This is a genomic window from Psychroflexus salarius (assembly GCF_900129035.1).
Taxonomy (GTDB): Bacteria; Bacteroidota; Bacteroidia; order Flavobacteriales; family Flavobacteriaceae; genus Psychroflexus; species Psychroflexus salarius.
In genome coordinates this window covers 63,617-88,599 of the sequence record NZ_FQTW01000004.1, presented here as the reverse complement: position 1 = coordinate 88,599, position 24,983 = coordinate 63,617, and the positions used below count along the sequence as shown (strand labels likewise).

The following is a 24,983-nucleotide window of genomic DNA, read 5'->3' as shown; positions in this document are numbered from 1 at the left end:
TTTTAATTAAATTTAGGCACTAATTAATTCAAAATGAAAAAATTACTCTTCCTTTTAGCCGTTTTATTTAGCTATCAAAGCTATGCTCAAATAGAATATGTTGAAGTTGATTCAAAAATTTTAAATGGAACCCGTCAAATCAAGGTTCAGCTGCCACGCAATTATGAAAAAAATGAAGACAAATCCTACCCAGTAATTGTTGTTTTTGACGGCGATTACTTATTTGAGCCTGTCGCTGGTTTAGTAGATTATTTTAGTTATTGGGAATATATACCTGAAGCTATTGTCATCGGTGTTAATCAAGTAGGCTTTAGAAATGATGATGGTTTGATTGACAGCGACGTGCAATATCCAATCGATTCTGGAGCACAATTTTACGACTTCATAAACCTAGAAGTAATGAAGTTTGTAGACGAAAATTATAGAACATCACCATTTGTTGTCATTACAGCACAAGACTATATGGCCAATTTTGCTAGCTTTTTCTTGATGAAAGACAACCCGCTTTTTAGAGGCTATGTTAATATTAGTCCCGATTACACCTCAAAAACTACCGATCGATTAAAAGAAGTGTTTAGCTCAACAAAGCAAAAAACATGGTATTACATAAGCACTGCTGAAGATGATATCAAAGAACTTAGAAAAACAATTCGAGCATCTAATGCTACATTCCAAGCCATAGATAATAACAACTTTTATTACTATTATGATGATTTTAAAGATCAAGACCATTTTACTCAAGTAGGTTTTGCACTCTCAAGTGCTTTTCAAAAAATATTTTCACTTTATAAACCTATTTCAGAAGACGAGTACCTAACCAAAGTTTTGAAGGCTGATGATTTTGTAGAATATTTAATCGAAAAATACGACGATATTGCCGAACTTTATGCTTTAGATATCAAAATGAGAACATCCGACTTTTTTTACATCAACGACGCCATCGAAAAAAACGAAAAATGGGAACAATTTAAAGATTTAAGTGACCTTGCAGAAGATCAACTTCCAGAAACGCTATTTTCCAGTTATTTTTTAGGGCGTTATTATGAAGAAATCGGAAAACCTAAAAAAGCAATGAGATCCTACAATTCAGGTTATGGTTTAGAAGAAGTCGGTTTTATTACTAATGATTTAGTGATTCAAAAAGCCGAAAAAATTAAAGAAATTTTTGGTTACTAAATTAATGTATGGCAAAAGTTAAAACCGTTTTTTATTGTCAAAATTGTGGTGCACAACATGCCAAATGGCAAGGTCAATGCAATTCATGTAAAGAGTGGAATACACTTTCTGAAGAAATTTTAGAGAAAAAAGAATCTAAATCTTGGCAATCAACTTCGAGCTCATCACTTCAAAAACGGCAGTCTCAGCCACGAAAAATTGAAGATATAGAGCTGAGCAAAATTGAACGTCTATCTACCTTAAACGGGGAATTTAACCGTGTTTTAGGTGGTGGCCTTGTGCCAGGATCAGTCACCTTACTGGGTGGCGAACCAGGGATAGGGAAAAGTACTTTATTGCTTCAAATTTCACTTTTATTTCAACAAAAAGTGCTTTATGTTTCAGGCGAAGAAAGTCAGCAGCAAATTAAATTACGTGCTGATCGAATATCAAACCAACCAAATAATTGTTTCATTTTAGCTGAAACCAAAACCCAATCTATTTTTAGACAAATTGAAGCACTTCAGCCAGAAGTCCTTATTATAGATTCTATACAGACTTTACATACCGATTACGTTGAGAGTTCGCCAGGTAGCGTTTCACAAATACGAGAATGTACTTCAGAGCTTATTAAATTTGCAAAAGAAACACATACGCCTGTTTTGCTTATTGGTCATATCAATAAAGAAGGCCACATTGCTGGGCCAAAAGTTCTTGAGCACATGGTCGATACCGTATTGCAATTTGAAGGCGACCGAAATTATGTTTACCGTATTTTAAGAGCCCATAAAAATCGTTATGGCTCAACCCACGAATTAGGGATTTTTGAGATGCAAGCATACGGTTTAAAAGAAGTGAGTAATCCTTCAGACTTACTTATTTCAAATACTGAAGAGCATCTTAGCGGAACTGCCATTGCTTCCACACTTGAAGGTTTAAGACCTTTAATGATAGAAATTCAAGCGCTTGTAAGCTCGGCTGTTTATGGCACACCGCAACGCTCTACCACAGGCTATCCTGTTAAACGGCTGAATATGCTTTTAGCAGTTCTCGAAAAACGAGCAGGATTTAAACTCGGTGCAAAAGATGTGTTTTTAAACATTACAGGAGGTATTTCAGTTGAAGATCCTGCGATAGACTTAGCGGTTGTCGCAGCTATTTTATCCTCTAATGAAGACGAACCTATACCGTCTGATATGTGTTTTGCGGCTGAAGTTGGTTTAGCTGGCGAAATAAGACCAGTTACCCGTGTTGAACAACGTGTAGTTGAAGCCGAAAAGTTAGGTTTTGAACGTGTTTTAATTTCAAAACAGTCTAAGTTACCTAAAAATAATTATGGGATTCAAATTTTGAAAGTGGCTAAAATTCAAGATTTAGTTAAAATTCTTTTTTAGGCCTGCGCAGCTATTGTATTTTTGAAATTAATTTGCAATTCCTATAATTTATGAAGCACCTATTTTTTGTTGCTATCACTGTTTTTAGTGTTAGCCTAGGATTTAGTCAGAATAATTCTAAAAAGCAACACAAAACCAAACCTTTAAACATGCAGCAATTTCATGAAATTGTGCAAGATAGTCTACGTTATGTGTTTTATGATTACATTAAAACCGTCAAACTAGATGAACGGTGGCAAAATGCTTTAAGTGACTCACAGTTGTTTGATAAGATGCATTCGAGCATTACCGATAGTTTGATTAACCGAGAAGCCATTCAGCAAATCTCTACAGAAACATTAAAGCAACGTTTAGCAAATTTAAATGCTAAAACACCGTTTCAAATAGAATATAATGAAAGTTTAGAAAGTGTTATTAACTATTACCTTCAGCGAGAACAGAAAAGCACAGAACGCCTAATTAGTTTGAGTTACTTTTATTTTCCGATGTTTGAAGAAATTTTTGCTAAGCATAATATTCCGTTAGAAATGAAATATTTAGCTTTAGTGGAGTCGGCTTTAAATCCCAGAGCCAAGTCTCCAGTTGGTGCAACAGGTTTATGGCAATTTATGTACCCGACAGGTAAGATGTTCGATTTAGAGGTTAGTAGTTATGTTGATGAACGTATGGATCCGTTAGCTTCAACTGAAGCGGCAGCCGAATATCTAAATCGGCTTTATAGTATTTTTAATGACTGGGATTTGGCTTTAGCAGCTTATAATTCTGGACCTGGAAATGTTTCAAAAGCAATAAGACGCAGCGGAGGCCAAACTAATTATTGGGAATTAAGGCGCTTTTTACCGCGTGAAACGGCAGGCTATGTGCCGTCTTTTCAAGCTATGATGTATTTATTTGAGTATGCTGAAGAACATCAACTTGTTGTTGAAAAGCCTCAACAGTTGTATTATGCTACCGACACAATTAGAGTAAAACAACTTGTTAAATTAGAGCATATCGCTGAAGTCACTCAGGTAGACTTAGGTTACTTAAAGTTTCTAAACCCAAGTTATAAGTTAGGGATTGTTCCTTTTGAAAAACATAAAAGCTATTACATTAGATTGCCGTATCAAGCTGCAGGTATCTACGCCACTAATGAAGATAAAATTTACAATTTTGCTAAGCAATCTATTGCACTTGATGCTAAACCGCTTCCTAAAAATAAAAAGGCTGAAGATCGAATTAAATATCGTGTAAAATCTGGCGATTATTTAGGTAAAATAGCCAATAAGTTTAGTGTTCGAGTAAGTCAAATTAAGCGTTGGAATAATTTACGCTCTAACCGATTAAAAATAGGACAGCGTTTATGGGTTTACCCTAAGAATCCTGATTATGTCAAAGCTGAAATCAAATCTAAGTCATCTCAACCAAAGTTAAATTCTAAGTCAAAAAATAACAAAACTTACATCGTTAAAAGTGGAGACTCGCTTTGGAGTATTGCTAATAAATTCCCAGAAGTTAGTGTAGAAGAATTAAAGTCGATTAATAAACTTTCATCGTCTAAACTTCAACCTGGTATGCAGTTAAAACTTCAAAAAAGCTGAGATCTACGTTTAAACATAAGTTTCAACGGGTAAAACGGCTAATCTTATAGGATTATTTTCTGCTTGATGACTATTAAAATCTTTTACTAAATCAATAACTTTATTAAGCTGTTCGGTTTTAGTAAACGAGAAAAATAAAAGTGATTCACTGCCACCTGCAGTCATCGGAAACCAACTTTGGGTTGCAATGAGTTGATTACTCATTTTATAACCATCAATTTCAGAACTACTAAAGGCTTCAATATTAGCAGCCTTTAGTAATTTTAAAATTTCGTTTTCGTAGCTAGATACGCTAGTTAAAATCATTAATTTCATTTTGAATCAATTTATTCTACACCAAATTTTTTCAATATATCTTCCATCAAACACCATTTTGTGATCGATGACTGTAACAGGTTTAAGCCTACAAAAGCAGTAAACCAGAGCCAATTAATATTGACATAAATCGTTAAGACAATGCTAATAAGTATAAAACTACCAGCTATGGCTCTAATAATACGTTCTCTCATGATATGTTATTTTACTTTGTTTTTCATTATTAAATAATAAACTAATGGTACGATAAGTAAGGTTAAGAATGTAGAACCAATGGTACCACCCATAAGTGAAATGGCTAAGCCTTGAAATATCGGATCAAACAAGATTACAAATGCGCCGATAACAACTGTTCCGGCCGTTAATAAAATTGGTGTTGTTCTAACCGCACCGGCTTCTATTACCGCTTGTTTAAGTGGAATACCTTCGTTTAATCGGATGTCTACAAAATCGATTAATAGCACCGAGTTACGTACCATGATTCCCGCTAAGGCAATCATTCCGATAAATGAAGTTGCTGTGAAAAAAGCACCCATAATCCAATGCCCAATAATAATACCTATCATCGATAAAGGTATGGCCACCATCATGACTATTGGCGTTTTAAAGTTCTGGAACCAGCCTACTATTAGCATGTAAATAATAATAATTACACCACCAAAAGCTAAGCCTAAGTCTCTAAAAACTTCAAGCGTGACTTGCCATTCACCATCCCATTTAACCGTAAAGTCATCGGTATTCTCAGGTTGCCCAAGGTAAAGTTCACTTAATTCGTAACCAGTAGGTAAGTTGATATCTTTAAGCTTTTCGGACATTCCTAAAATAGCATAAACAGGGCTTTCAAATTCTCCAGCCATTTCTGCTGTTATATAAACCAAGGCTTGTTGATTTTTACGATAACGACTTTTTTCAATTTCACCTTCTTCTAAAGTGATTAAAGATTCAATTGGAATCATAGCGCCCGTTTGGGATGTTATGTGCAATTGATTAATATCTTGTAAGTTTCTATCAGCATCTTCAACACTTAACTTTACTAAAATTTGTTCTGTAGCATTTGGATCATAAATGGCGCTGATGGCTTGCTCACCCACCACTAAGCCAAGAGTTTGAACAATTTGTTGAGTGGCAATGCCTGATTTTGAGGCTTTATCTTTATTAATGTTGTAGGTGTATTCAATTTGTGGGGCTTCAACCCGCCAATCAACATCAACAACGTCTTGTGTTTCAAGTAAAATCTGCTTTATTTGCTTGGCAATTTCAATGCGTTTTTCTTGGGTTGGCCCGTAAACTTCAGCTACAATAGTTGATAAAACCGGTGGTCCTGGTGGCACTTCAACAATTTTTACGTTGGCATTATGTTTTTTGGCCACCTCTTGAATTCCAGGTCGCATAAGCTTGGCGATATCATGACTTTGTAAGTCTCGATGGTCTTTGTTCTTAATATTCACTTGAATATCGGCCATGTTTTCGCCTTGTCTTAAATCGTAATGCCTTACTAAACCATTAAACGTAATAGGTGAAGCCGCACCAATATAGCTTTGATAATTCACGACTTGATCCTGTTGACCTATATATTGCGAGATGTCTTTAACGGCTTTAGCTGTTTCTTCTAAAGTGCTACCTTCAGGTAAATCAACAATCACCTGAAACTCGTTTTTATTATCAAACGGTAGCATTTTTACCAAAACACTTTTTGTGAAAAATAAGCCGATTGAAGCAAAAAGCACGATAGCAGTCACTAGAATCGCTAAAGCTGACTTTTTCTTGTTTTCAAGTAGCGGCCGTTCAATCGCGTTGTAAAGTTTGTAAATTTTAGTCGATTCAATTCCTGTTGCTTCGGATTCGTTTTCTGCTGTTGCTTCAACTTTATTAGATTTAACCCGTAAAAATAAATACCCAAGGTATGGTGTAATGGTTAATGCTACAAAAAGAGATAAAATCATTGCAATTGAAGCGCCAATAGGCATTGGACTCATGTAAGGTCCCATTAAACCACTTACAAATGCCATTGGTAATACCGAAGCAATGACGGTAAAGGTGGCTAAAATGGTAGGATTACCAACTTCATTAATCGCATAAAGCGCTGCTTGTTTAAACGGTAAACGTTTCATTTTAAAATGCCGGTGCATATTTTCGGCGATGATAATAGAGTCGTCTACAACAATTCCTGTAACAAAAACTAATGCAAAAAGTGTAATTCTATTTAATGTATAATCTAATAAGTAGTAACTTAATAGTGTTAATGCAAATGTAATGGGCACTGATAAAAAGACCACTAAACCGCCACGCCAACCCATGGCTAACATTACCACAATAGTAACTGCTATGATAGCTCCTATCAGGTGTAAGAGCAATTCGGACACCTTTTGAGATGCGGTTTCACCATAATTTCTAGTCACTTCAACTTTAACTTGATCTGGAATCGTAGTTTGTTTTAGCGTTTCAACCTTTTCTAAAATTTGGTCTGCAATTTTCATTGCATCTGCTCCTTTTCGTTTTGAAACGGCTAAGGTAATTGAAGGGTATTCAGATGGAAAACTAGATTTCATCTCTGCATCTCCTGCGCCATAGCCAAAGCTTGTGTATTGGTGAGCATTTTCGGGACCTTGAGTAACATTTGCGACTTGATGTAAATAAATGGGCATCCCGTTATGCTGTCCAACCATTAGGTTTTTAATTTCTTTAGCACTGCGGAAGAAGCCATTAGTCTTTAATTTAAACGCCGTATTGGCTTGGCTAATTGCCCCCAGTTGAAGTTGATGATTTGCTGCTTTAATTTGTTGAACTATGCTTAAAGCATCGACACCAGTGGCTTGCATTTGCGCAGGCTGAAGCTGAACGTTTAGAACTTCATCACGACCACCAATAATATCTGCATACGATACATTGGTAATGGTTTTAAACTCTTGTTTGGCCTGTTGTGCAATTTTTTTGAGTTCGTAGTCATTATAAGTTTCACTCCAAAAGGTTAATCCTAATACGGGAACATCGTCGATGGAGCGTGTTTTAATTAATGGCGGTGTGACGCCTTGAGGCATTTCGTTAAAATGCTTCATAATTTCATTATACAATTTTACGTAAGAGCGCTCAATATCTTCGCCCACATAAAATTGAACAATCATCATGCTTTGACCAGCCATTGAAGAGGAATGCACGTATTTTACACCTGTAACATTAGAGATAATTTTTTCAAGTGGTTTGGTGATGCGCGATTCGACTTCAGTTGGGTTTGCACCAGGATAGCCGACAAAAATATCGGCCATTGGTACGTCTATTTGTGGCTCTTCTTCACGCGGAATTAAAAACGAACTGTAAACACCTATGATCATAAACACAATCATAAGTAAAACAGTTAGTTTTGAATCTATAAATCCTTTAGCAATTTTGCCTGCAATTCCTTCTTTCATAGTTCTTTACTTTTGCTCGATGGGAGCACCATTATATAATTTAGCTTCAGCTGAAGTAATGTAGATTTCGTTTGCTGATAAACCACTAATCACCTCAATTAAATCACCTTTTCTAGGACCAAGTTTCAGCCAATTTAAAACGGCTGTGTTTTGTGAACTTATGGTATAAACACCTCTTAATTCGCCTTGTTTTACAATAGCATCAGACTTGATGTAGAGTTGAGATGTTGTAGCTTTATTTACTTGAAATTCTACGGTAGCGTACATACCAGATTTCAAGGTTTCAGGACTAGAGTTTAATTGAACGCTCACAGCATATTGTCCTGCAGTAGTTGCAGAAGATGCTAGTTCAGTAATTTGACCTGGAACTTTGGCATCAATGCTTTGTATATTTACTTCAACTGGAGTTTTTATACTAATCCTATTGATTTGACTCTCAGCTAAACTTGTACTTACTTCAAAAAGCTGGTTATTCTCAATTTCAACTAAATACTCACCTGGTTTTGCTAAGTTGCCTACCTCTGCAAATATATTTGTTATGGTCCCATTAAAAGGTGCTTTAATAATGCTGTAACCGAGTTGAGCATTAACTTCAGCTTGCATTTGTTGAGCAGCGTTCAAACTTTCTTTGGCCATTTGATAAGCCATTTTAATGTCGTCAAATTCTTTTTGACTGATGCTTTGCTTTTCCAACAAGTTTTTAAAACGGTTGTAATTTTTTTCAACGTTTAGTAAATGGCTTTTAGCTTTAGCAATTTGAGCTTGCGCTTGTGCTTTTTTGGCTATTAAATCTTGACTGTTAAGTTGGACTAATACATCGCCTTTTTGGACTTCTTGTCCTACTTTTGCAGGAACAGACTCGATGTAACCCATCATTCGAGTGCTTATTTGCGCTTGATTTACGGCCTTTATTTTTCCGCTTGTTTTTAAGGTGTTTTCATCAGAAGCGCTTACTTTTTCAACCTGAACTGTGATTGGTTCGGTTGCTGTTTTTGAAACGTTCTCCTCTTCTGAATTGCAACTTACAAAAGCTAAGATTATAATAACGAGAGTTGTATAAATAAATTTCATAGGATTAATTGTTGGTTAAAAAGTTGAGGTAATAGCTTGTATAATTGTAATTAAATATGGTTTGGAAGTATTTGAGTTCTTGCAACTCAACTTTGGATTGAGCTGCTAATACATCACTGGATTTTTCAAGTCCTTCATCGAAACGGTCTTCAATAATACGCAAGGCTTCTTTAGCTTGATTTACGCTTATTTGAGCTGTTGTAATGGCTTTACTGAGATTATCAAGTTGACGTTTTGTAGACTTTATTTCGTTTTGAGCTTCGTCTTGATAGGCTTTCGCTTCTAATTTTGCAATGTTAAGTTTTGCTTTTTCTGTTTTGGTTTTAGCAATACGTTGGTAACCTTTAAAAATGTCCCATTTTAATTGAACACCCACTAAATAGCCTTGCGCATCAGCTTGAAGAAATTCATCATCAAACAATTGTAAATTACCAAAGGCATTAAGGCGAGGTAAGTAACTAAGCTGGTTTGATTTTAGTAATTGCTCTTGCGCTTGAACCCCTAGATTGATAGCTTGTAAATCGGCTCTTGATTCAAGCGCATTTTGATTGTTGGTTTGGTGTAATTTTAAATTGAGCTTAGTTTTTGGTATGTAAACCACCTCAGAATTGTCTTGCATTAAAAATGCCAATTGATCTGATATATTTTTAATGCTAGCTTCAGCTTGATCAACCTTCGTTTCTAGATCATTTACGCGAATATTTACGGCTAATACATCAGCTTTTTGGACTAAGCCTTCATCATAGAAATCAGTGATTTGTTTTAAGTATGCTTCAGCCGTTTTAAGTGCTTTTTTCATGACATCGCGGTTTTTATAAGCTAATTGAAGCTGCATGAAACTTGTTTTAGTTTCAAGATTTAAAGCTTGTTTGAGTCGTTCGCCTTGGTATTGTTGTGCTAAATAAGCGTACTTAGCAGCTTTTCTTTCAGCAAATTTGTCAAAATTTAGTAAACCTTGCTCAACACTTATAGTTGTTGAAAAATTTTCTATGCGATCAGGGTCATTTAATAAGGCTGGATTGAAATCATTTTGCGTTAAAATTTCTTGATTTAGTTTTGAGCCAAAAGCCATAAGTGGATTAGTTGTACTAATAACACTGTAATTGGCTGAAATATTTGGTAAAAAAACAGCATTAGATTGTTGATACTCACTTTTAGCCGCTTTAGTTTGAGCAGCTGAAATTTGAAGTTTTAGGTTGTTGCTCTCAACTTTACTTAATAAGCTATCTAGATGTAAGTATTTGGATTCTTGAGCCCAAATTCCTAAACTAAACATTAGACTTAAACTGTAAATTATAAATCTCATTTTCTAAAATTTAGTGCAAATTTAAGGTGTAGTCAGTTTGTGAAATGTAACCTAAGTTACTACAAGATAATAATTTATGGGTATTTATGATAAAAATCAGTTTTATGGAAAGTCTTATATCACTATAAGTTAAATCAATTGAGTTATCAATTTAAGATAGTTAAATACTATTACATTTGTATTCAAATAATTTTAAAAAATAAATATTATGGAAACAGAAAATCAAATTACAGAAATTAATACGATGCCAAGAATTGGAGATCAAGCTCCAGATTTTGAAGCTGTTACGACTAAAGGAAACATTAAAATGTCTGACTTTGCAAAAGATAAATGGATTGTGATGTTTTCTCATCCAGCAGACTTTACGCCAGTTTGTACCACAGAAATGAGTGGTTTTGCAACTCGCAAAGCCGAATTTGATGCTTTAAACACAGAACTTTTAGGTTTAAGCATAGACAGCATTCATGCACATTTAGGTTGGGTAGATAATGTTAAGCAAACCACAGGCGTTTATTTTGACTTCCCGATTATTGCTGATATAGATATGAAAGTGTCTAAAAAATATGGAATGTTACAGCCAAATGAAAGCGAAACTGCAGCTGTTAGAGCCGTATTTTTTATTGATCCTACAAAGAAAATAAGATTAGTGATGTATTACCCACTAAATGTAGGTCGAAATATGGATGAAATTTTAAGAGCACTTGAAGCTTTACAAGTTTCAGATAAACATGGTGTTGCTTGTCCGTTAGATTGGAAAAAAGGAGATAAAGCAATTGTACCACCACCAAAAAATTTAGATGAATATAATGCGCGATTAGCTGATGATTCTGTAGAAAAAACTTCTTGGTATCTTGCTAAGAAAAATCTAGATTTATAATTAATGTAGCAACAATTTAAAAAGGGTCTTAATTGGCCCTTTTTTTTAAATTTATAACAGATGAAAAATATTTATTTAAGTTTACTTTTAATATTAGGATTATCAACTTCAAAGGCACAAAGTATTTTTGATGCTGCAAGAAGCGGTGATATCAATCAAATTGAAACTCTAGTTAAATCAAATCCTGAGGCGATAAACTCAACTAATACTATGGGATTTGCACCTTTGGTACTAGCTGTTTATAATAATCAAATTAAAGCTACTAAATTTTTAATTGAGAAAGGTGCAACTATAGATGCTCAAGATGGGTCAGGAAACACAGCTTTAATGGGAGCAGTTTTTAAAAATCATCAAAATATGGTTGAGTTGCTATTGAATAAAGGCGCTAACCCTAATATCCAAAATTCACAAGGTCAAACTGCTTTGGCATTTGCTGTTACTTTTAATAAAATCGACTTAGTGAAGTTGCTATTAAAAAATAATGCTGATAAATCTATTGCAGACAAAGCAGGTAAAACACCATTACAAATAGCTGAAAATAGACAAAATCAAACTTTAATTGATTTACTTAAAGATTAATTTTCCATACGCTCTAATTGAATATTTAAGGCTTTAACACTTATTTGAATTTCAATAATTGATAAAATAAGTGATACCATAAGAAGCACGAGTGATATCCCGAAGATTATACTTCCCCAAGTTTGTAAACTTTCATAAATCAGAAACATACTTAACACGCAAAGCAATAGGCTAAATATGCCGAAGCTTTGCATGTTTTTTATAAGGTAAACACGTCGTTTCAAATTACCAATTTGCGCTTTAATATTAACATCTGACGTTTCTATATAGCTTTTATGTAAATTTCTAATCAAACCCGCAATAGTTAAAAACCGGTTTGTGTAAGCGAGTAATAATAATGAAATTGCTGGAAAAAGAAGAGCTGGCGTAGTTAATGAAATTTCCATTTTACTTTTATTAATTTAATTAGCCAAATATAGATAGGCTTTTTTGATTCTTAAAATAGAATTGTTTTTAAAAGAGCTGGACAGACTTATATCCATTAATTCGTGTTCATTTCCACTAATTTCTGACTTTAATTTAAGGTTTTATAACCTCTTATAGTTTAATTTTAAACGAATTATTGAGATTAAATGAGCTTAAAAATTATTTATTTTAGTTAAAACTAAAAATTTAAATATGCACAACTAAATGCTTTATGTATTTCAATAAAATTATTAATTTTGTTTGCTTAAAAACTGTTTATGTTTTCATTATCTGAAGAAAATTACATAAAAGCAATTTTTCATCTACAAAAGCACCCACAATCAGGTGTTAGTACAAATGCATTAGCAGAAGAAATGCAAACTAAAGCTTCGTCTGTTACTGATATGATTAAAAAGTTGTCAGAAAAAAAACTGGTTATTTATAAAAAATATCAAGGTGTTTATCTCTCTGAAACTGGACGCGAAACAGCGCTAAAAATTATAAGAAAACATAGATTATGGGAAGTGTTTTTAGTTGAAAAACTTGACTTCTCATGGGATGAAGTGCATGAAGTCGCGGAAGAGTTAGAACATATTAAGTCTGAAAAATTAATTTTAGAGTTAGATAAATTCTTGAATTATCCAAAAAGAGATCCGCATGGTGATCCAATACCAGATGCTAAAGGTAATTTTCAAGTGGCTAACAAAATCTTACTTTCTGATTTATCAATAGGTGAAAAAGGTACCTTAGTAGGTGTAAAAGATAGTTCTTCAGAATTTCTGAAATATTTAGATAAAAATAATATTGCTTTAGGTAAATCTATTGAAATACTCGATAAAGAGGATTTTGATGGATCGATGCTTCTTAAAATTGAAGATCAAACGCTAAGAGTTTCAACAATGGTAACAATTAATATTTATATTAAAGTTTAGTGATGGAACAAATAATTTCTTTTTTTGAAGCTCAAGATCCAGTTATGGCAGCCCTCATAGCAACAATCTTTACATGGCTAGTGACAGGTTTAGGTGCATCTTTAGTGTTTTTATTTAAAGATATGAACCGTAAGCTTTTTGATGGTATGCTTGGTTTTACTGGAGGCGTTATGGTAGCCGCTAGTTTTTGGAGTTTGTTAGCGCCTGGAATTGAAATGAGTGAAGGCGAAGGTTTTATAAAAGTAATTCCAGCTTTTGTAGGCTTTTCACTCGGTGCGCTTTTTATTTTTGGTTTAGATAAAGTTCTACCTCATTTACACATTAATTTTAAAGAAAATAGAAAAGAAGGCGTAAAAACAAAATGGCACAAATCTGTTCTACTTACGTTAGCAATTACATTACATAATATACCTGAAGGTTTAGCAGTTGGTGTATTGTTTGGCGGAGCGGCAGCAGGTCTTGAAGGCGCTAGTATTGGTGGTGCAGTAGCATTAGCATTAGGGATTGGCTTACAAAACTTTCCTGAGGGCTTTTCTGTAGCAATGCCTTTACGTGGTCTTGGCTTAAGCCGCTGGAAAAGTTTTCATTATGGACACTTATCTGCTATTGTTGAGCCTTTTGCAGCGGTATTAGGTGCTTGGGCTGTGTTATCCTTTGAGCCAATTTTACCTTATGCACTATGTTTTGCAGCCGGAGCTATGATTTTTGTCGTAATAGAAGAAGTTGTACCAGAATCACAACTCGAACGTAATACTGATATTGCAACTTTAGGATTTATTGGCGGCTTTTTAGTGATGATGACTTTAGATGTTGGATTAGGTTAATACGCTAATTCGTTTCAATTAGATATATTTGCTAAAAATCAGTTTATGTTTTCAAAACAAGCCAACCAAATTTTTAAAGAAGTTATAGATACTTATCATATTAAAGATACTGTAAATCAGGACTTTAATAATCCTTATAATCGAGAGTCGCATTTAATTGAACACTTATTATACCGTAAATGCTGGATTGATACCGTACAATGGCATTATGAAGATTTAATTCGTGATCCAGAAATTAATGCTAAAGATGCTTTGATTCTTAAGAGAAAGATTGATGCTTCTAATCAAGATCGTACAGATACGGTTGAATTTATTGATAGCTATTTTCTTGATAAGTACAAAGATGTTCAGGTTAAACCCGATGCAAAAATTAACACAGAAAGTCCTGCTTGGGGAATTGATAGGCTATCGATATTAGCTTTAAAAATCTATCACATGGCTGAAGAGTCTAACCGAAGTGATGCATCAGAAGAGCACAAAACAACTTGCCAAAATAAATTAAATATTCTGCTTGAACAACGTGTTGATTTATCTACAGCTGTTGACCAATTACTTGACGATATTGCTAAAGGTGAAAAATACATGAAAGTTTACAAGCAAATGAAAATGTATAATGACGACGAGTTAAATCCTGTTCTACGTAGCAAAAAATAATGAAATCACGCCAACATCTGGTATTAATTCGATTGTCGGCAATGGGTGATGTGGCAATGACAGTTCCCGTTATTAAAGCGGCATTGCAACAAAACCCAAACTTAAAAATTACAATAGTAACAAAAGCTTTCTTTGGGAAGCTTTTTTTGCACTTACCAGAAGTAAATGTCATCGAGGCAAAAGTTAAGACAACGCATAAAGGTATTAAAGGTCTATGGCAATTGTCTTCTGAAATTAGTCAGATAAAGCCTGATTATGTTGTTGATTTGCATAATGTATTGCGATCACGTTTAATCTGCGGATTTTTAAAATTACGCGGTTTCGATTACAGACGTTTTAGAAAAGGCCGCAAACAAAAGCGTGCACTGACAAAACTGAATTCTAATAAAAAACTAAAAGCGCTTAAATCTACTCACGAACGCTATGCTTCTGCTTTAAAACGGTATAAATTGAAAGTCGATTTGTCTAAGTTAGAACTTGATGTAAAGCTAACAATCCCAAGTTCCATTCTTCAACAAATTCCGTTTAATTTTGATGAAGAAATAATTATAGGTGTAGCACCTTTTGCAGCTCATAAAGCGAAACAATATCCACTAAATCTATTGGAAAAAGTGATTAAAGAATTAGCACCACATACAAAGATTTTATTATTTGGTGGTGGTGAAGCTGAAGTTAATGCGTTAAATCAGCTCTCTAATTCTCATCATAATTGTTTTTCTGTTGCGGGAAAATTCAATTTTGAAGATGAGTTAGCCTTAATCTCAAATTTAGATTTGATGTTATCTATGGATAGTGGTAATGGACATTTAGCAGCTATGTTTGGTGTTAAAGTGATGACGGTTTGGGTTACAACTCATCCTGCAACTGGATTTGCACCTTACAAGCAAACCAAAGATGATCAATTTTTACCAGATTTAAATCAATACCCGCTTTTACCGCTTTCAGTTTATGGTAATAAAATGATTGATGGTTATGAACACGTTGCAGAAAGTATCTTGCCAAGTTCGATTTCAGAGCGAATTAAAACCTTTTTAAATAAAAAGCCATCTGATTAACAGATGGCTTTAATTTATTAGGGAGTAATTAATTACTTATTAGCTTCATATCTCTTAGAAACTTCGTCCCAATTAATTACATTGAAGAAAGCTTCAATATAATCTGGTCTTTTGTTTTGGTAGTTTAAATAATAAGCATGTTCCCATACATCAATTCCTAAAATTGGTGTACCTGCACAACCAACATTCGGCATTAAAGGGTTGTCTTGGTTTGGTGTAGAGCAAACTTCAACTTGACCGCCTTCGTGAACACAAAGCCAAGCCCAACCAGAGCCAAATTGTGTGGCTGCTGCTTTTGAAAACGCCTCTTTAAAACTATCAAAATCTCCAAAGGCTTTATCAATAGCATTAGCTAAGTCTCCACTTGGTTTTCCGCCTCCATTTGGAGACATCACTTTCCAGAATAAACTGTGATTGTAAAATCCACCACCATTATTTCTAACAGCTGAATTAGTATGGTCTAAATTTTCTAAAATCTCTTCAATAGATTTTCCTTCAAGATCTGTACCTTCAATGGCTGCATTTAATTTAGTGGTATAACCATTATGATGTTTTCCATGGTGTATTTCCATAGTTTTTGCGTCGATATGTGGCTCAAGAGCATCATGAGCATAATCTAGTTTTGGTAATTCGAATGCCATAATTTTTGTTTTATTATTAATTAGATTTATTCAAATGTAAGTAGATTGCATCATTTATTAAATATTTTGGTGTTATAAAATACTTAAAATCAAATCTCTTGGTCTTTCAAATTTAATAGCTTTCGCGCAAAAAAATCGTACTTTAGGGGCTTATGGAAAAACAATCTAATTTTACTATTTATAATGCTTCAGCTGGTTCTGGTAAAACCTTTACGCTCAGTTTAAATTATTTATCTAAGTTATTACTTTCAAATAACATATTCAGTTTTAGGCACATTTTAGCAATCACATTTACAAATAAAGCGGTTGGTGAAATGAAGTCACGAATTTTAAACAGCTTACAAGAGTTTTCAGCTTATAAAATTGGTGATGAAACTTCAGATTTATTTAAAGAAGTCGTTAAAAAAACAGCACTTCAACCTAAAGAAGTTATATCTAAATCAGAAAAAATACTGCGATTTTTACTTGATCATTATGCGGCTTTCGAAGTTTCTACCATTGATGCATTTACACATAAAGTAATTAGAACATTTGCAAAAGATTTAAATTTATCAATTAATTTTGATGTTGAACTTGAAGCTAATGAACTGCTTGCAGAAGCAGTTGACCGACTGATCAACCGTGTTGGTTCTGATGAGGTTTTAACGCAATTACTTATTGATTACACGATTGAAATGGTTAATGATGATAAAAGCGGAAACATCAAATCAGATATCCTCGAAACTGCAAGTTTGATTTTAAGCGAAAATGATTTACCTTACATTGAAGCTTTAGAAAGCTTTTCAGTTCAGGATTTTGTTGAAACAAAACAAAATTTAGAATCTCAAAATAATGAACTTGAAGCACAGCAAATTGAAATAGTCAAGCAAATATTAGCAGTGTTTGATGCGCATGATGTTAGAGCTGAATTTAAACGAAATTCAATACCAAAATTTTTTGAAAAAATAATTAATGGCAGTCCTCAAAAGAAACTTAATATTGATGGGACCGATTGGATGATGACTATTGACGATCCATCAACTTATTACAATAAAACAACTCCAGATAGTGTTAAATCAACTTTAGAAAATTTATCTCCACAAATTGTTGCAGCTTACGAGCAGTGTAAATTAATAAGTGCACAAATTAGAGTAAATGAAAAGCTTTGTGAATCTATAACACAACTATCTGTTATCCATTTAGTGAAAATTGAACTAGAACTTTTAAAAGAAGAAAAAAATCTGCTGTTAATATCAGATTTTAATCAAAAAATTAACGAGCAAATCAAAGATCAACCAACACCATTTATTTACGAACGTTTGGGTGAAAAATTTCAACACTATTTTATAGATGAGTTTCAAGATACCTCAACTATGCAGTGGCAAAATATAGCGCCTTTAGTTGAAAATGCTCTAGGAACCAGTTTTAACGAAGAACAAGGCTCAGCAACTTTAGTAGGCGACCCCAAACAATCTATTTATGCTTGGCGAGGTGGTGATGTACACCAATTTATGAACTTGATTAAAGGTGAAACCAGCATTCCTATACCACCTGAAACCCTAACCTTAGGCTCTAATTATCGCAGCGCTAAAACAATAGTTAACTTTAACAACCGTTTTTTTGAATTAGCAAAATCACAAATGTCGAGTCCGCTAATTCATGAGATTTACACTGATGATAAGCTAAAGCAAGTCCCCAAAAAAAACAATAAAGGTTTAGTAAGAATTAAGTTTATAGATGCTAAATTAAAAGCTGATGAACTTGAAATCTATCCTGTTGAAGTTTACCAGTGTATTACCGAGAAAATAGAACAAGGCTTTAAACTCAATGAAATTTGTGTTTTGGTCAGGAAAAAAGATGAAGGGATCTCGATTGCAAATTACTTAAAATCACAAGATATTAACGTGATGTCTTCTGAAACTCTGCTTATTAGCGCAAATGCTCAAGTACAAGAATTAACCAACTTTTTAAATTATTTAAATGATCATGAAAATCTTGAAGCTAAACACAACTTTTTAAAATATCATTTCTTAAATCAATCTCAAACGCTCGATTTTAAGACGCATAAAAGTTTGTTGCAACTTGATTTTAAGATGTTTATAAAAGCGTTAAGTGACTATGGTATCAGTTTTGATATTCAAAAATTTCAGCGTTTAGGTTTGTACAACGCCGTAGAATATTGCTTAAGTTCACTACATATTGAAGGTAATGCTTATGTTCAGTTTTTTTTAGATGAGGTTTTTCAGTTTGGAGAGAAAAAAAATAACGATTTAACCACTTTTTTAAGTGATTGGGAGCTAAAATCTGCTTCAAGAAGCATTTCAACATCATCGGGTTTTAATGCGGTAAATATTATGACTATCCATAAAAGTAAAGGCCTTGAATTTCCTGTCATTATTTACCCTTTTGCTAACCAAAAATACCATGATATAGGTAAATCTCACCTGTGGTTACCACTTGATGCTAAGTTTAAAATTCCGTTTGGTTTAATAAAAACACCAGGAAATATTTCAGGTCTCGACTTTTACGAAAAAGCTTACCAAAATTTAATCTATGAAAAAGAACTTGACTGTTTAAATGTATTGTACGTTGCATTAACAAGAGCATCAAAAGAACTGCATATTTTTTCAAAAAATGAATCTGATCACAATACAAAGGCCATATCGAATTTATTTAAAAACTATATTGAAGTTGAAGGAATTCAAGGAGAAAATGATGATTATTTTATAGGTGAAACACTTCCTCAAACTTCAGCTGAAGAAGATTCAGAACAGTTTCAACTTCAGTTTTTTGGTCAAGATAAACTAGAGGTTGAACTAGTTGATGAGGTTAAGCATAGCACTAAAAATCAAGCGGTTAGTTACGGCTTAATGCTGCACGATTTACTAGCTAAAATTTATACTGAAAGCGATATAAAACGAATCACTTCAACTTTAAATCCTGACCATCTAGACCTTAAATTTATTCAGCAACAACTTGAAGCAGTTGTGAAGCATCCTAACTTAGCACCTTATTTTTCCGCCGAATGGCAAAGCTTTAATGAACGTGATATTTTTTATAAAGGTGAAGTTTTTAGGCCAGATAAGTTTTGTGTTAAAGATAATCAAGTAGCTATTATTGATTATAAAACAGGTGATAAAAGTAAGCAGCATGAACAACAGCTAAAACAATATGCCACGATTTTCGAATCGATGAATTATAAAGTCTCAGCTTTAATCTTGGTCTATATTTCAGACCAGATTGAGTTGATAAATTTGTAGATTTGTAAAAAAATTGAGTTATGTATTCAGAACAATTAAAAGAACAATTAGAGCAAGAGATTCACAATATAAAAGATGATGGCTTGTTTAAAGATGAGCGAATAATTACCTCGCCACAAGGGCCTGAAATTACTTTAGATACTGGAAAAAAGGTGCTTAATTTTTGTGCTAATAATTACTTAGGATTATCATCGCACCCAGAGGTTGTTCAAGCCGCCAAAGATACTTTAGATTCTCATGGGTTTGGGATGTCAAGTGTACGTTTTATATGTGGTACACAAGATATTCATAAAGAATTAGAAGCACGAATTGCTAAATTTTACAACACAGAAGATACCATCTTATATGCCGCTTGTTTTGATGCTAATGGCGGTATTTTTGAGCCACTTTTAGGCAAAGAAGATGCTATTGTTTCTGATTCTCTTAACCATGCTTCAATTATTGACGGCGTGCGTCTTTGCAAAGCAGCGCGATACCGCTACCAAAATGGCGATATGGCAGATTTAGAACAGCAATTAAAAGCAGCTAAAGAAAATGGGGCGCGTAATATTTTAATTGTCACCGATGGTGTCTTTTCAATGGACGGTTTAGTAGCGCCACTTGATCAAATTTGCGATTTAGCTGATCAATATCAAGCTTTAGTAATGATTGATGAATGCCATGCCACCGGTTTTATAGGTGAAAAAGGTATTGGAACACTTGAAGAAAAAGGAGTTTTAGGCCGTGTAGATATTATTACAGGGACATTAGGTAAATCTTTAGGTGGTGCCATGGGTGGCTACACAACAGCTAAGAAAGAAATTATTGAGTTGTTGCGTCAGCGTTCAAGACCATATTTATTTTCAAATTCCTTAGCGCCTTCAATTGTTGGCGCTTCAATTAAAGTATTTGATTTATTAGAAAACGATAATACATTACGTCAAAAACTTACGGCAAATACAAGTTACTTTAAAAAAGGACTTCAAAAAGCTGGTTTTGATATTATAGATGGCGAATCAGCAATTGTTCCGGTAATGTTGTATGATGCAAAGCTATCACAAGAAATGGCAAAACTGCTTCTCGAAGAAGGTATTTATGTAATTGGTTTCTTTTATCCTGTAGTGCCTAAGGATAAAGCAAGGATACGGGTACAGCTTTCGGCTGCTCACGAGCAACAGCAATTAGATAAAGCAATAAATGCATTCATTAAAGTTGGAAAGCAGCTTAATGTTATCGAATAATCGCATTGTTATAAATTTCAAAATAAATTTGTTAAAACAACTGAATAACCTACATTTGCAAATTAAATATTAATTAATTGAAATAATTATGAAACACTTAAACAAACTAGCACTAATCCTATTACTTGCTATTGGTGTTACAGTACAAGCACAGACAAAAGATAATCCATGGGCGATTAGTATAGGTACTAATGCTGTTGATTTTTATCCTACCGGAAATGGAATGGGTGAAGGGACTATGTCTAGTGAAAACTTCTTAGATGAGTTTTATAACTTAACAGATCACTGGAATTATATCCCTTCATTTTCAAAACTTACTGTTGGTAAATATTTAGGTGATGGTTTTATTCTTGAATTAAATGGTTCGATAAACCAAATTGATAAAATAGGAGACGTTCCTGCAGACGATTTATCGTTTTTATCTTTTAACGGTAATGTACAATATAGCTTTAAAGAAATTATCAAAGGCCAAGATTGGTTTGATCCTTATTTAGGTGTTGGTGCTGGTTACTACTGGATTGATGGTAACGGTGAAGCAACCTTTAACACTGGAATTGGAACTAACTTCTGGTTATCTGATAAAGTAGCTATTACAGCTGAATCGATGTATCAAACAGCTTTTGAAAATTCAGGAATGGATTTATTTCAACATTCTGTAGGTTTAAAAGTCGCTTTCGGTGGTAAAGATACTGATGATGATGGTATTTATGATAAATATGACGAGTGCCCAACTACTCCAGGTCTTAAAGACTTTAATGGTTGTCCAGATTCAGATGCAGATGGAATCCAAGATAAAGAAGATAAGTGTCCAAATACACCAGGTGTAGCAGAATTTAATGGTTGTGCTGATTCTGACGGTGATGGTATCGCTGATCCAATGGATGAATGTCCAAACGATGCAGGTTCTGAAGCTTTAAACGGTTGCCCAGATGCTGATGGTGATATGATTGCTGATAAAAATGATGAGTGTCCTAATGAAAAAGGTCCTAAAGCTAATAATGGTTGCCCTTGGCCAGATACTGATGGAGATGGCGTTTTAGACAAAGACGATATGTGTCCTGAAGTTGAAGGAACATCTTCTAATAATGGTTGCCCTGAGGTTACTGAAGAAGTTCAAAAAGAATTAAACGATTACGCTAAAACAATCAATTTTGCAACTGGTAAAACAACTATTACTAAGCAATCTGAAGAGGCGCTTACAGCTATTTTAGCAATTTTAGATGAATATCCAAATGCTAAGTTTACAGTAGAAGGCCACACTGATAGCGTTGGTAGTGCTAAAAATAATATGGAACTTTCTGAAGCTCGCGCACTTTCAGTTAAAAATTATTTAGTTGAAAACGGTGTAGATGCATTTAGACTTTCTTCTAAAGGTTATGGTGAAACTCAACCAGTTTCTTCTAACAATACAAGAAAAGGAAGAGCTGAAAACAGAAGAGTTGAAATTAACTTAGTTAAATAGTTAAAACTCTTAATCAATTTTATAAAACCACCTCAAGACGAGGTGGTTTTTTTATGTCAAAAATTTAGATGGTCTAACTTAAATTATGTAATTTTAAAGATAGGTTTTATTAACTTCGAGCTTAAATTCAACAACAGCATTTTAATATTATCAATACCATTAAATGAATACCTTTTTAGATCAAGTTGTAGAATCAATTACTACTCAAGACTTAAGTCATACAACCCTTATTTTTCCTAGTAAAAGAGCAGCTAATCTATGTAAAAAAAAACTGGTTGCTAAATTAGATTTACCTGTGATTCTACCTGAATTTATAAGCATAGAAAGCTTTATAGCTAACTTGGCTGAGGTTGAAATCATAGATCATACAGAAAGCATATTTCAGTTTTATCAAGCTTATCTATCTGTTACTAATAAAGATCAAGCTGAAAGCTTTGAAAACTTTTATAGCTGGGCTGAAACATTGATTCATGATTTTAACGAGATTGACCGATATGACATTAATGCTCAAAAGTTATTTAAACATTTAAGTGATATAAAAGATATTGAACACTGGTCTAATGCAAAAAACAAGTCAGATTTAGTAAAAAAATATCTAAAATTTTGGGAGCAGTTACCCCAATATTATTCTGCTTTTACAGCCCATTTGCAAAATCAATCTAAGGCTTATCAAGGTTTAGCTTACAAATTGGCAAAATCTAATTGTACCCATTATTTAGAGCATACACAAAATCATTTTATTTTAATAGGTTTTAATGCGCTTAACACTTGCGAAATTGATATTTTTAAAATGCTACTTAATTCAGGTAATGCCACAGCTTTTTGGGATATTGATGCTTACCTATTACAAAATCATAAGTCAGCTGAGTTCATAAGGTCTTACAACAGTTGGCCATATTATAATAAAACACCTATTCAACCAACAAATCGAAGCTTTACAGAAGCTAAAGCTATCAATATATATCAAGTTTCAAAACAAATTGGTCAAGCCAAAGCTGTTGCTCAAATTTTATCAAAAATACCGCCCAAGAAACTCCAAAATACTGCCTTGGTTTTAGGTGATGAAAGTTTATTACAACCCATAATCAATGCGCTGCCAAATACAATTGAGCAAGCAAATATTACAATGGGCTTACACTTATCTAAGTCAATTTTAAGTCCATTTTTTGATGATTTAATTGCTTTACAGCTCAATTCTAACGAGTATTTGTATCATAAAGATTTATTGAAAATTATAAATCATAATCTCATAAAACAGCTTTATCCTACTGAAGTTTCTAAGGTTAACAAATATATTTTAGATCAAAATTTATTACAAGTTGAAGTTGCCGAGCTGGCAAAAAAGCTAAAACTTTCAGATGATTTCTATCAGGTAATAACACTAAGCCTAAATACTTCAACCGATGTACGACACTTTTTAGAGTCTAATTTAGGTCTGATTTCCTTTTTATTGAAGCATAATAGCTTAAGCAAGCGTATGCAATTTTTACTTCAAGAATTTGAAAGTGTTTTCGAAGAAATTCAATTGCTATTTTCAACTTATAACTTTAAAATTTCATTTAAAAGCTTCAAAAGTTTATACCAATCCATATTAGCCAAGAAAAATCTTGACTTCAAAGGTACAGCAGACAAAGGATTTCAGATTTTAGGTATGCTAGAGACGCGAGTACTAGATTTTGAAACCATAATATTAACCGGTATTAATGAAGGTGTTTTACCGTCTGGAAAATCTCAAAATTCATATTTGCCATTCGATCTAAAACTAAATTATGGTTTGCCAACTTATACTGAAAAAGACAATGTCTATGCCTATCATTTTTTCAGATTATTGCAACGTGCTAAAACAGCGCATTTACTTTTTAACGTAGAGGCTGAAGGTATGCAAAAAGCCGAACAAAGCAGATTTGTAACTCAACTTGAGGTTTTTAAACAACCTAAGCATACTATTAAAAAGTATAGTGTATCTGCTGATGCAACTATGCAAGTAAACAGCTTGCAAGAAGTTCAAAAGACATCAGAAATGATGGAAGAATTAAACCGACTATTTAATAGCGGGATTTCACCTTCAGCTTTGACTACTTACATAAGAAACCCAATAGATTTTTACAAGCGTTACCTTTTAGGCGTTAAGGACCAAAATGAAATTGAAGAAGAAGTTTCTTACAAAACACATGGTACTATTGTTCACAACACTTTAGAAAAACTCTATGAAAATCATATTGGTAAGCCAATTACAGTTAAAGATATTAAAGAGTTCCTAAATATTTATGAGTCTATTTTAACTCAGCAATTTTCGGAACAATTTGATATTAACGCTATAAAACAGGGCCAAAACAGACTCATTTTTGAAATTGCCAAGCAACAAACTAAACGCTTTTTGCATCTTGAACTATCAATGGTAAAAACTCAAGATGTTAAATTAATAAAAGTTGAATCAACCAAGACTAAGTCTTTTCAACTCAAATCAGGACAAAGAATTAAATTAAAAGGAACTGTAGACCGTATTGATCAAATCAACGGAAAATATCGTATTTTAGATTATAAAACTGGCAGAGTAGAACCTTTACATTTAAAAGCTGAGCAAGATTGGGAAGGTTTCACAAGCAATTATAAATACAGTAAGGCTTTTCAGGTTTTATTTTATACTTTATTAGCAGAAGATGAAGTTTCGTTCCCGCTTAACGCAGGTATTATTTCATTTAAAAATTTAAATGCAGGTTTTTTGAAGTTTCAGCTTAAATACAATAAAACTAAAGGAAATCCTGATATTTCAGTTCAAGTTTTGGAACAGTTTAAGCAGGAACTCGATCAACTTATATCTGAAATACTAAACCCCGAAATACCGTTTTTAGAAAAAAAGGTCTAAG

20 protein-coding genes are annotated in these 24,983 nt (G+C 33.4%); 13 read left to right on the top strand and 7 right to left on the bottom strand.

Going from position 1 to position 24,983, the window contains the following annotated elements; genetic code table 11:
- Window positions 1-33 precede the first annotated feature (33 nt).
- From BUB82_RS06440 to BUB82_RS06430, 3 genes are read left to right on the top strand one after another with little or no spacing between them, the layout of a single operon-like run.
- Window positions 34-1,176 (top strand): alpha/beta hydrolase, encoded by a 1,143-nt coding sequence (locus BUB82_RS06440; protein ID WP_073192787.1) that lies wholly within the window; start codon window positions 34-36, stop codon window positions 1,174-1,176.
- Between the two features lie 8 nt (window positions 1,177-1,184).
- On the top strand, window positions 1,185-2,549 hold the full coding sequence (gene radA, locus BUB82_RS06435; protein ID WP_073192786.1) for a DNA repair protein RadA: 1,365 nt from the start codon (window positions 1,185-1,187) through the stop codon (window positions 2,547-2,549).
- Between the two features lie 50 nt (window positions 2,550-2,599).
- Entirely contained in the window at window positions 2,600-4,129 is a 1,530-nt protein-coding gene (locus tag BUB82_RS06430; RefSeq protein ID WP_073192785.1) for a lytic transglycosylase domain-containing protein, read from the top strand.
- A 9-nt stretch (window positions 4,130-4,138) separates the two neighbouring features.
- On the opposite strand, the gene BUB82_RS06425 is transcribed toward BUB82_RS06430, so the two are convergent.
- The 5 genes from BUB82_RS06425 to BUB82_RS06405 are packed head-to-tail and all read right to left on the bottom strand — an operon-like array spanning window position 4,139 to window position 10,228.
- Window positions 4,139-4,435 (bottom strand): hypothetical protein, encoded by a 297-nt coding sequence (locus BUB82_RS06425; RefSeq protein ID WP_234949766.1) that lies wholly within the window; start codon window positions 4,433-4,435, stop codon window positions 4,139-4,141.
- 20 nt (window positions 4,436-4,455) lie between these two features.
- Complete coding sequence (locus BUB82_RS06420) at window positions 4,456-4,638, bottom strand: YgaP family membrane protein (RefSeq protein ID WP_073192783.1); 183 nt, start codon at window positions 4,636-4,638, stop codon at window positions 4,456-4,458.
- A gap of 6 nt (window positions 4,639-4,644) precedes the next feature.
- The gene (locus BUB82_RS06415; RefSeq protein WP_073192782.1) at window positions 4,645-7,851 is read right to left on the bottom strand and encodes an efflux RND transporter permease subunit; all 3,207 of its coding nucleotides are present in this window, start codon (window positions 7,849-7,851) and stop codon (window positions 4,645-4,647) included.
- Window positions 7,852-7,857: 6 nt separating this feature from the next.
- Window positions 7,858-8,922, bottom strand: coding sequence for an efflux RND transporter periplasmic adaptor subunit (locus BUB82_RS06410; RefSeq protein ID WP_073192781.1), 1,065 nt, complete (start codon window positions 8,920-8,922; stop codon window positions 7,858-7,860).
- A 4-nt stretch (window positions 8,923-8,926) separates the two neighbouring features.
- Complete coding sequence (locus BUB82_RS06405; RefSeq protein WP_073192780.1) at window positions 8,927-10,228, bottom strand: TolC family protein; 1,302 nt, start codon at window positions 10,226-10,228, stop codon at window positions 8,927-8,929.
- Between the two features lie 208 nt (window positions 10,229-10,436).
- On the opposite strand from BUB82_RS06405, the gene BUB82_RS06400 reads away from it, so the two are divergent.
- Together BUB82_RS06400 and BUB82_RS06395 are read left to right on the top strand one after the other, a co-directional pair.
- The gene (locus BUB82_RS06400) at window positions 10,437-11,105 is read left to right on the top strand and encodes a peroxiredoxin (protein ID WP_073192779.1); all 669 of its coding nucleotides are present in this window, start codon (window positions 10,437-10,439) and stop codon (window positions 11,103-11,105) included.
- A 60-nt stretch (window positions 11,106-11,165) separates the two neighbouring features.
- Window positions 11,166-11,684 carry an ankyrin repeat domain-containing protein gene (locus BUB82_RS06395; RefSeq protein ID WP_073192778.1) on the top strand — a complete coding sequence of 173 codons (519 nt, stop codon included), beginning with the start codon at window positions 11,166-11,168 and terminating at the stop codon, window positions 11,682-11,684.
- Here the strand turns inward: BUB82_RS06395 and BUB82_RS06390 are convergent.
- Window positions 11,681-12,070 (bottom strand): DUF2721 domain-containing protein, encoded by a 390-nt coding sequence (locus tag BUB82_RS06390; protein ID WP_073192777.1) that lies wholly within the window; start codon window positions 12,068-12,070, stop codon window positions 11,681-11,683. The genes BUB82_RS06395 and BUB82_RS06390 overlap by 4 nt on opposite strands.
- A gap of 297 nt (window positions 12,071-12,367) precedes the next feature.
- Between BUB82_RS06390 and BUB82_RS06385 the strand changes: the two genes are divergently transcribed.
- Genes BUB82_RS06385 through BUB82_RS06370 form a run of 4 tightly spaced genes read left to right on the top strand, consistent with a single transcriptional unit; the run spans window position 12,368 to window position 15,554 of the window.
- Window positions 12,368-13,021, top strand: a complete 654-nt coding sequence (locus tag BUB82_RS06385; protein ID WP_073192776.1) for a metal-dependent transcriptional regulator — start codon at window positions 12,368-12,370, stop codon at window positions 13,019-13,021.
- Window positions 13,022-13,023: 2 nt separating this feature from the next.
- Complete coding sequence (locus BUB82_RS06380; RefSeq protein ID WP_073192775.1) at window positions 13,024-13,845, top strand: ZIP family metal transporter; 822 nt, start codon at window positions 13,024-13,026, stop codon at window positions 13,843-13,845.
- Between the two features lie 45 nt (window positions 13,846-13,890).
- Window positions 13,891-14,499 carry a DUF4254 domain-containing protein gene (locus BUB82_RS06375; protein ID WP_073192774.1) on the top strand — a complete coding sequence of 203 codons (609 nt, stop codon included), beginning with the start codon at window positions 13,891-13,893 and terminating at the stop codon, window positions 14,497-14,499.
- Window positions 14,499-15,554 carry a glycosyltransferase family 9 protein gene (locus BUB82_RS06370; protein WP_073192773.1) on the top strand — a complete coding sequence of 352 codons (1,056 nt, stop codon included), beginning with the start codon at window positions 14,499-14,501 and terminating at the stop codon, window positions 15,552-15,554. The genes BUB82_RS06375 and BUB82_RS06370 overlap by 1 nt, the downstream gene beginning before the upstream one ends.
- A 32-nt stretch (window positions 15,555-15,586) precedes the next feature.
- Here BUB82_RS06370 and BUB82_RS06365 read toward each other — a convergent pair whose 3' ends face one another.
- A complete protein-coding gene (locus BUB82_RS06365; protein WP_073192772.1) occupies window positions 15,587-16,195 on the bottom strand; it encodes a superoxide dismutase in 609 nt (202 codons plus the stop codon).
- 152 nt (window positions 16,196-16,347) lie between these two features.
- Here BUB82_RS06365 and BUB82_RS06360 point away from each other — a divergent pair, with 152 nt between their 5' ends.
- The 4 genes from BUB82_RS06360 (at window position 16,348) to BUB82_RS06345 (ending at window position 24,982) form a co-directional block, all read left to right on the top strand.
- The gene (locus BUB82_RS06360) at window positions 16,348-19,434 is read left to right on the top strand and encodes a UvrD-helicase domain-containing protein (RefSeq protein WP_073192771.1); all 3,087 of its coding nucleotides are present in this window, start codon (window positions 16,348-16,350) and stop codon (window positions 19,432-19,434) included.
- A 20-nt stretch (window positions 19,435-19,454) separates the two neighbouring features.
- On the top strand, window positions 19,455-20,654 hold the full coding sequence (gene kbl / locus BUB82_RS06355) for a glycine C-acetyltransferase (protein WP_073192770.1): 1,200 nt from the start codon (window positions 19,455-19,457) through the stop codon (window positions 20,652-20,654).
- Between the two features lie 88 nt (window positions 20,655-20,742).
- On the top strand, window positions 20,743-22,116 hold the full coding sequence (locus BUB82_RS06350; RefSeq protein ID WP_073192769.1) for an OmpA family protein: 1,374 nt from the start codon (window positions 20,743-20,745) through the stop codon (window positions 22,114-22,116).
- Between the two features lie 163 nt (window positions 22,117-22,279).
- Window positions 22,280-24,982 (top strand): PD-(D/E)XK nuclease family protein, encoded by a 2,703-nt coding sequence (locus BUB82_RS06345; protein WP_073192768.1) that lies wholly within the window; start codon window positions 22,280-22,282, stop codon window positions 24,980-24,982.
- The last annotated feature ends 1 nt before the right edge of the window (window position 24,983 follow it).

Coding starts and splice junctions, on each gene's coding strand:
- BUB82_RS06440 (WP_073192787.1), top strand. CDS start 34: ATGAAAAAATTACTCTTCCTTTTAGCCGTTTTATTTAGCTATCAAAGC.
- radA (WP_073192786.1), top strand. CDS start 1,185: ATGGCAAAAGTTAAAACCGTTTTTTATTGTCAAAATTGTGGTGCACAA.
- BUB82_RS06430 (WP_073192785.1), top strand. CDS start 2,600: ATGAAGCACCTATTTTTTGTTGCTATCACTGTTTTTAGTGTTAGCCTA.
- BUB82_RS06425 (WP_234949766.1), bottom strand. CDS start 4,435: ATGATTTTAACTAGCGTATCTAGCTACGAAAACGAAATTTTAAAATTA.
- BUB82_RS06420 (WP_073192783.1), bottom strand. CDS start 4,638: ATGAGAGAACGTATTATTAGAGCCATAGCTGGTAGTTTTATACTTATT.
- BUB82_RS06415 (WP_073192782.1), bottom strand. CDS start 7,851: ATGAAAGAAGGAATTGCAGGCAAAATTGCTAAAGGATTTATAGATTCA.
- BUB82_RS06410 (WP_073192781.1), bottom strand. CDS start 8,922: ATGAAATTTATTTATACAACTCTCGTTATTATAATCTTAGCTTTTGTA.
- BUB82_RS06405 (WP_073192780.1), bottom strand. CDS start 10,228: ATGAGATTTATAATTTACAGTTTAAGTCTAATGTTTAGTTTAGGAATT.
- BUB82_RS06400 (WP_073192779.1), top strand. CDS start 10,437: ATGGAAACAGAAAATCAAATTACAGAAATTAATACGATGCCAAGAATT.
- BUB82_RS06395 (WP_073192778.1), top strand. CDS start 11,166: ATGAAAAATATTTATTTAAGTTTACTTTTAATATTAGGATTATCAACT.
- BUB82_RS06390 (WP_073192777.1), bottom strand. CDS start 12,070: ATGGAAATTTCATTAACTACGCCAGCTCTTCTTTTTCCAGCAATTTCA.
- BUB82_RS06385 (WP_073192776.1), top strand. CDS start 12,368: ATGTTTTCATTATCTGAAGAAAATTACATAAAAGCAATTTTTCATCTA.
- BUB82_RS06380 (WP_073192775.1), top strand. CDS start 13,024: ATGGAACAAATAATTTCTTTTTTTGAAGCTCAAGATCCAGTTATGGCA.
- BUB82_RS06375 (WP_073192774.1), top strand. CDS start 13,891: ATGTTTTCAAAACAAGCCAACCAAATTTTTAAAGAAGTTATAGATACT.
- BUB82_RS06370 (WP_073192773.1), top strand. CDS start 14,499: ATGAAATCACGCCAACATCTGGTATTAATTCGATTGTCGGCAATGGGT.
- BUB82_RS06365 (WP_073192772.1), bottom strand. CDS start 16,195: ATGGCATTCGAATTACCAAAACTAGATTATGCTCATGATGCTCTTGAG.
- BUB82_RS06360 (WP_073192771.1), top strand. CDS start 16,348: ATGGAAAAACAATCTAATTTTACTATTTATAATGCTTCAGCTGGTTCT.
- kbl (WP_073192770.1), top strand. CDS start 19,455: ATGTATTCAGAACAATTAAAAGAACAATTAGAGCAAGAGATTCACAAT.
- BUB82_RS06350 (WP_073192769.1), top strand. CDS start 20,743: ATGAAACACTTAAACAAACTAGCACTAATCCTATTACTTGCTATTGGT.
- BUB82_RS06345 (WP_073192768.1), top strand. CDS start 22,280: ATGAATACCTTTTTAGATCAAGTTGTAGAATCAATTACTACTCAAGAC.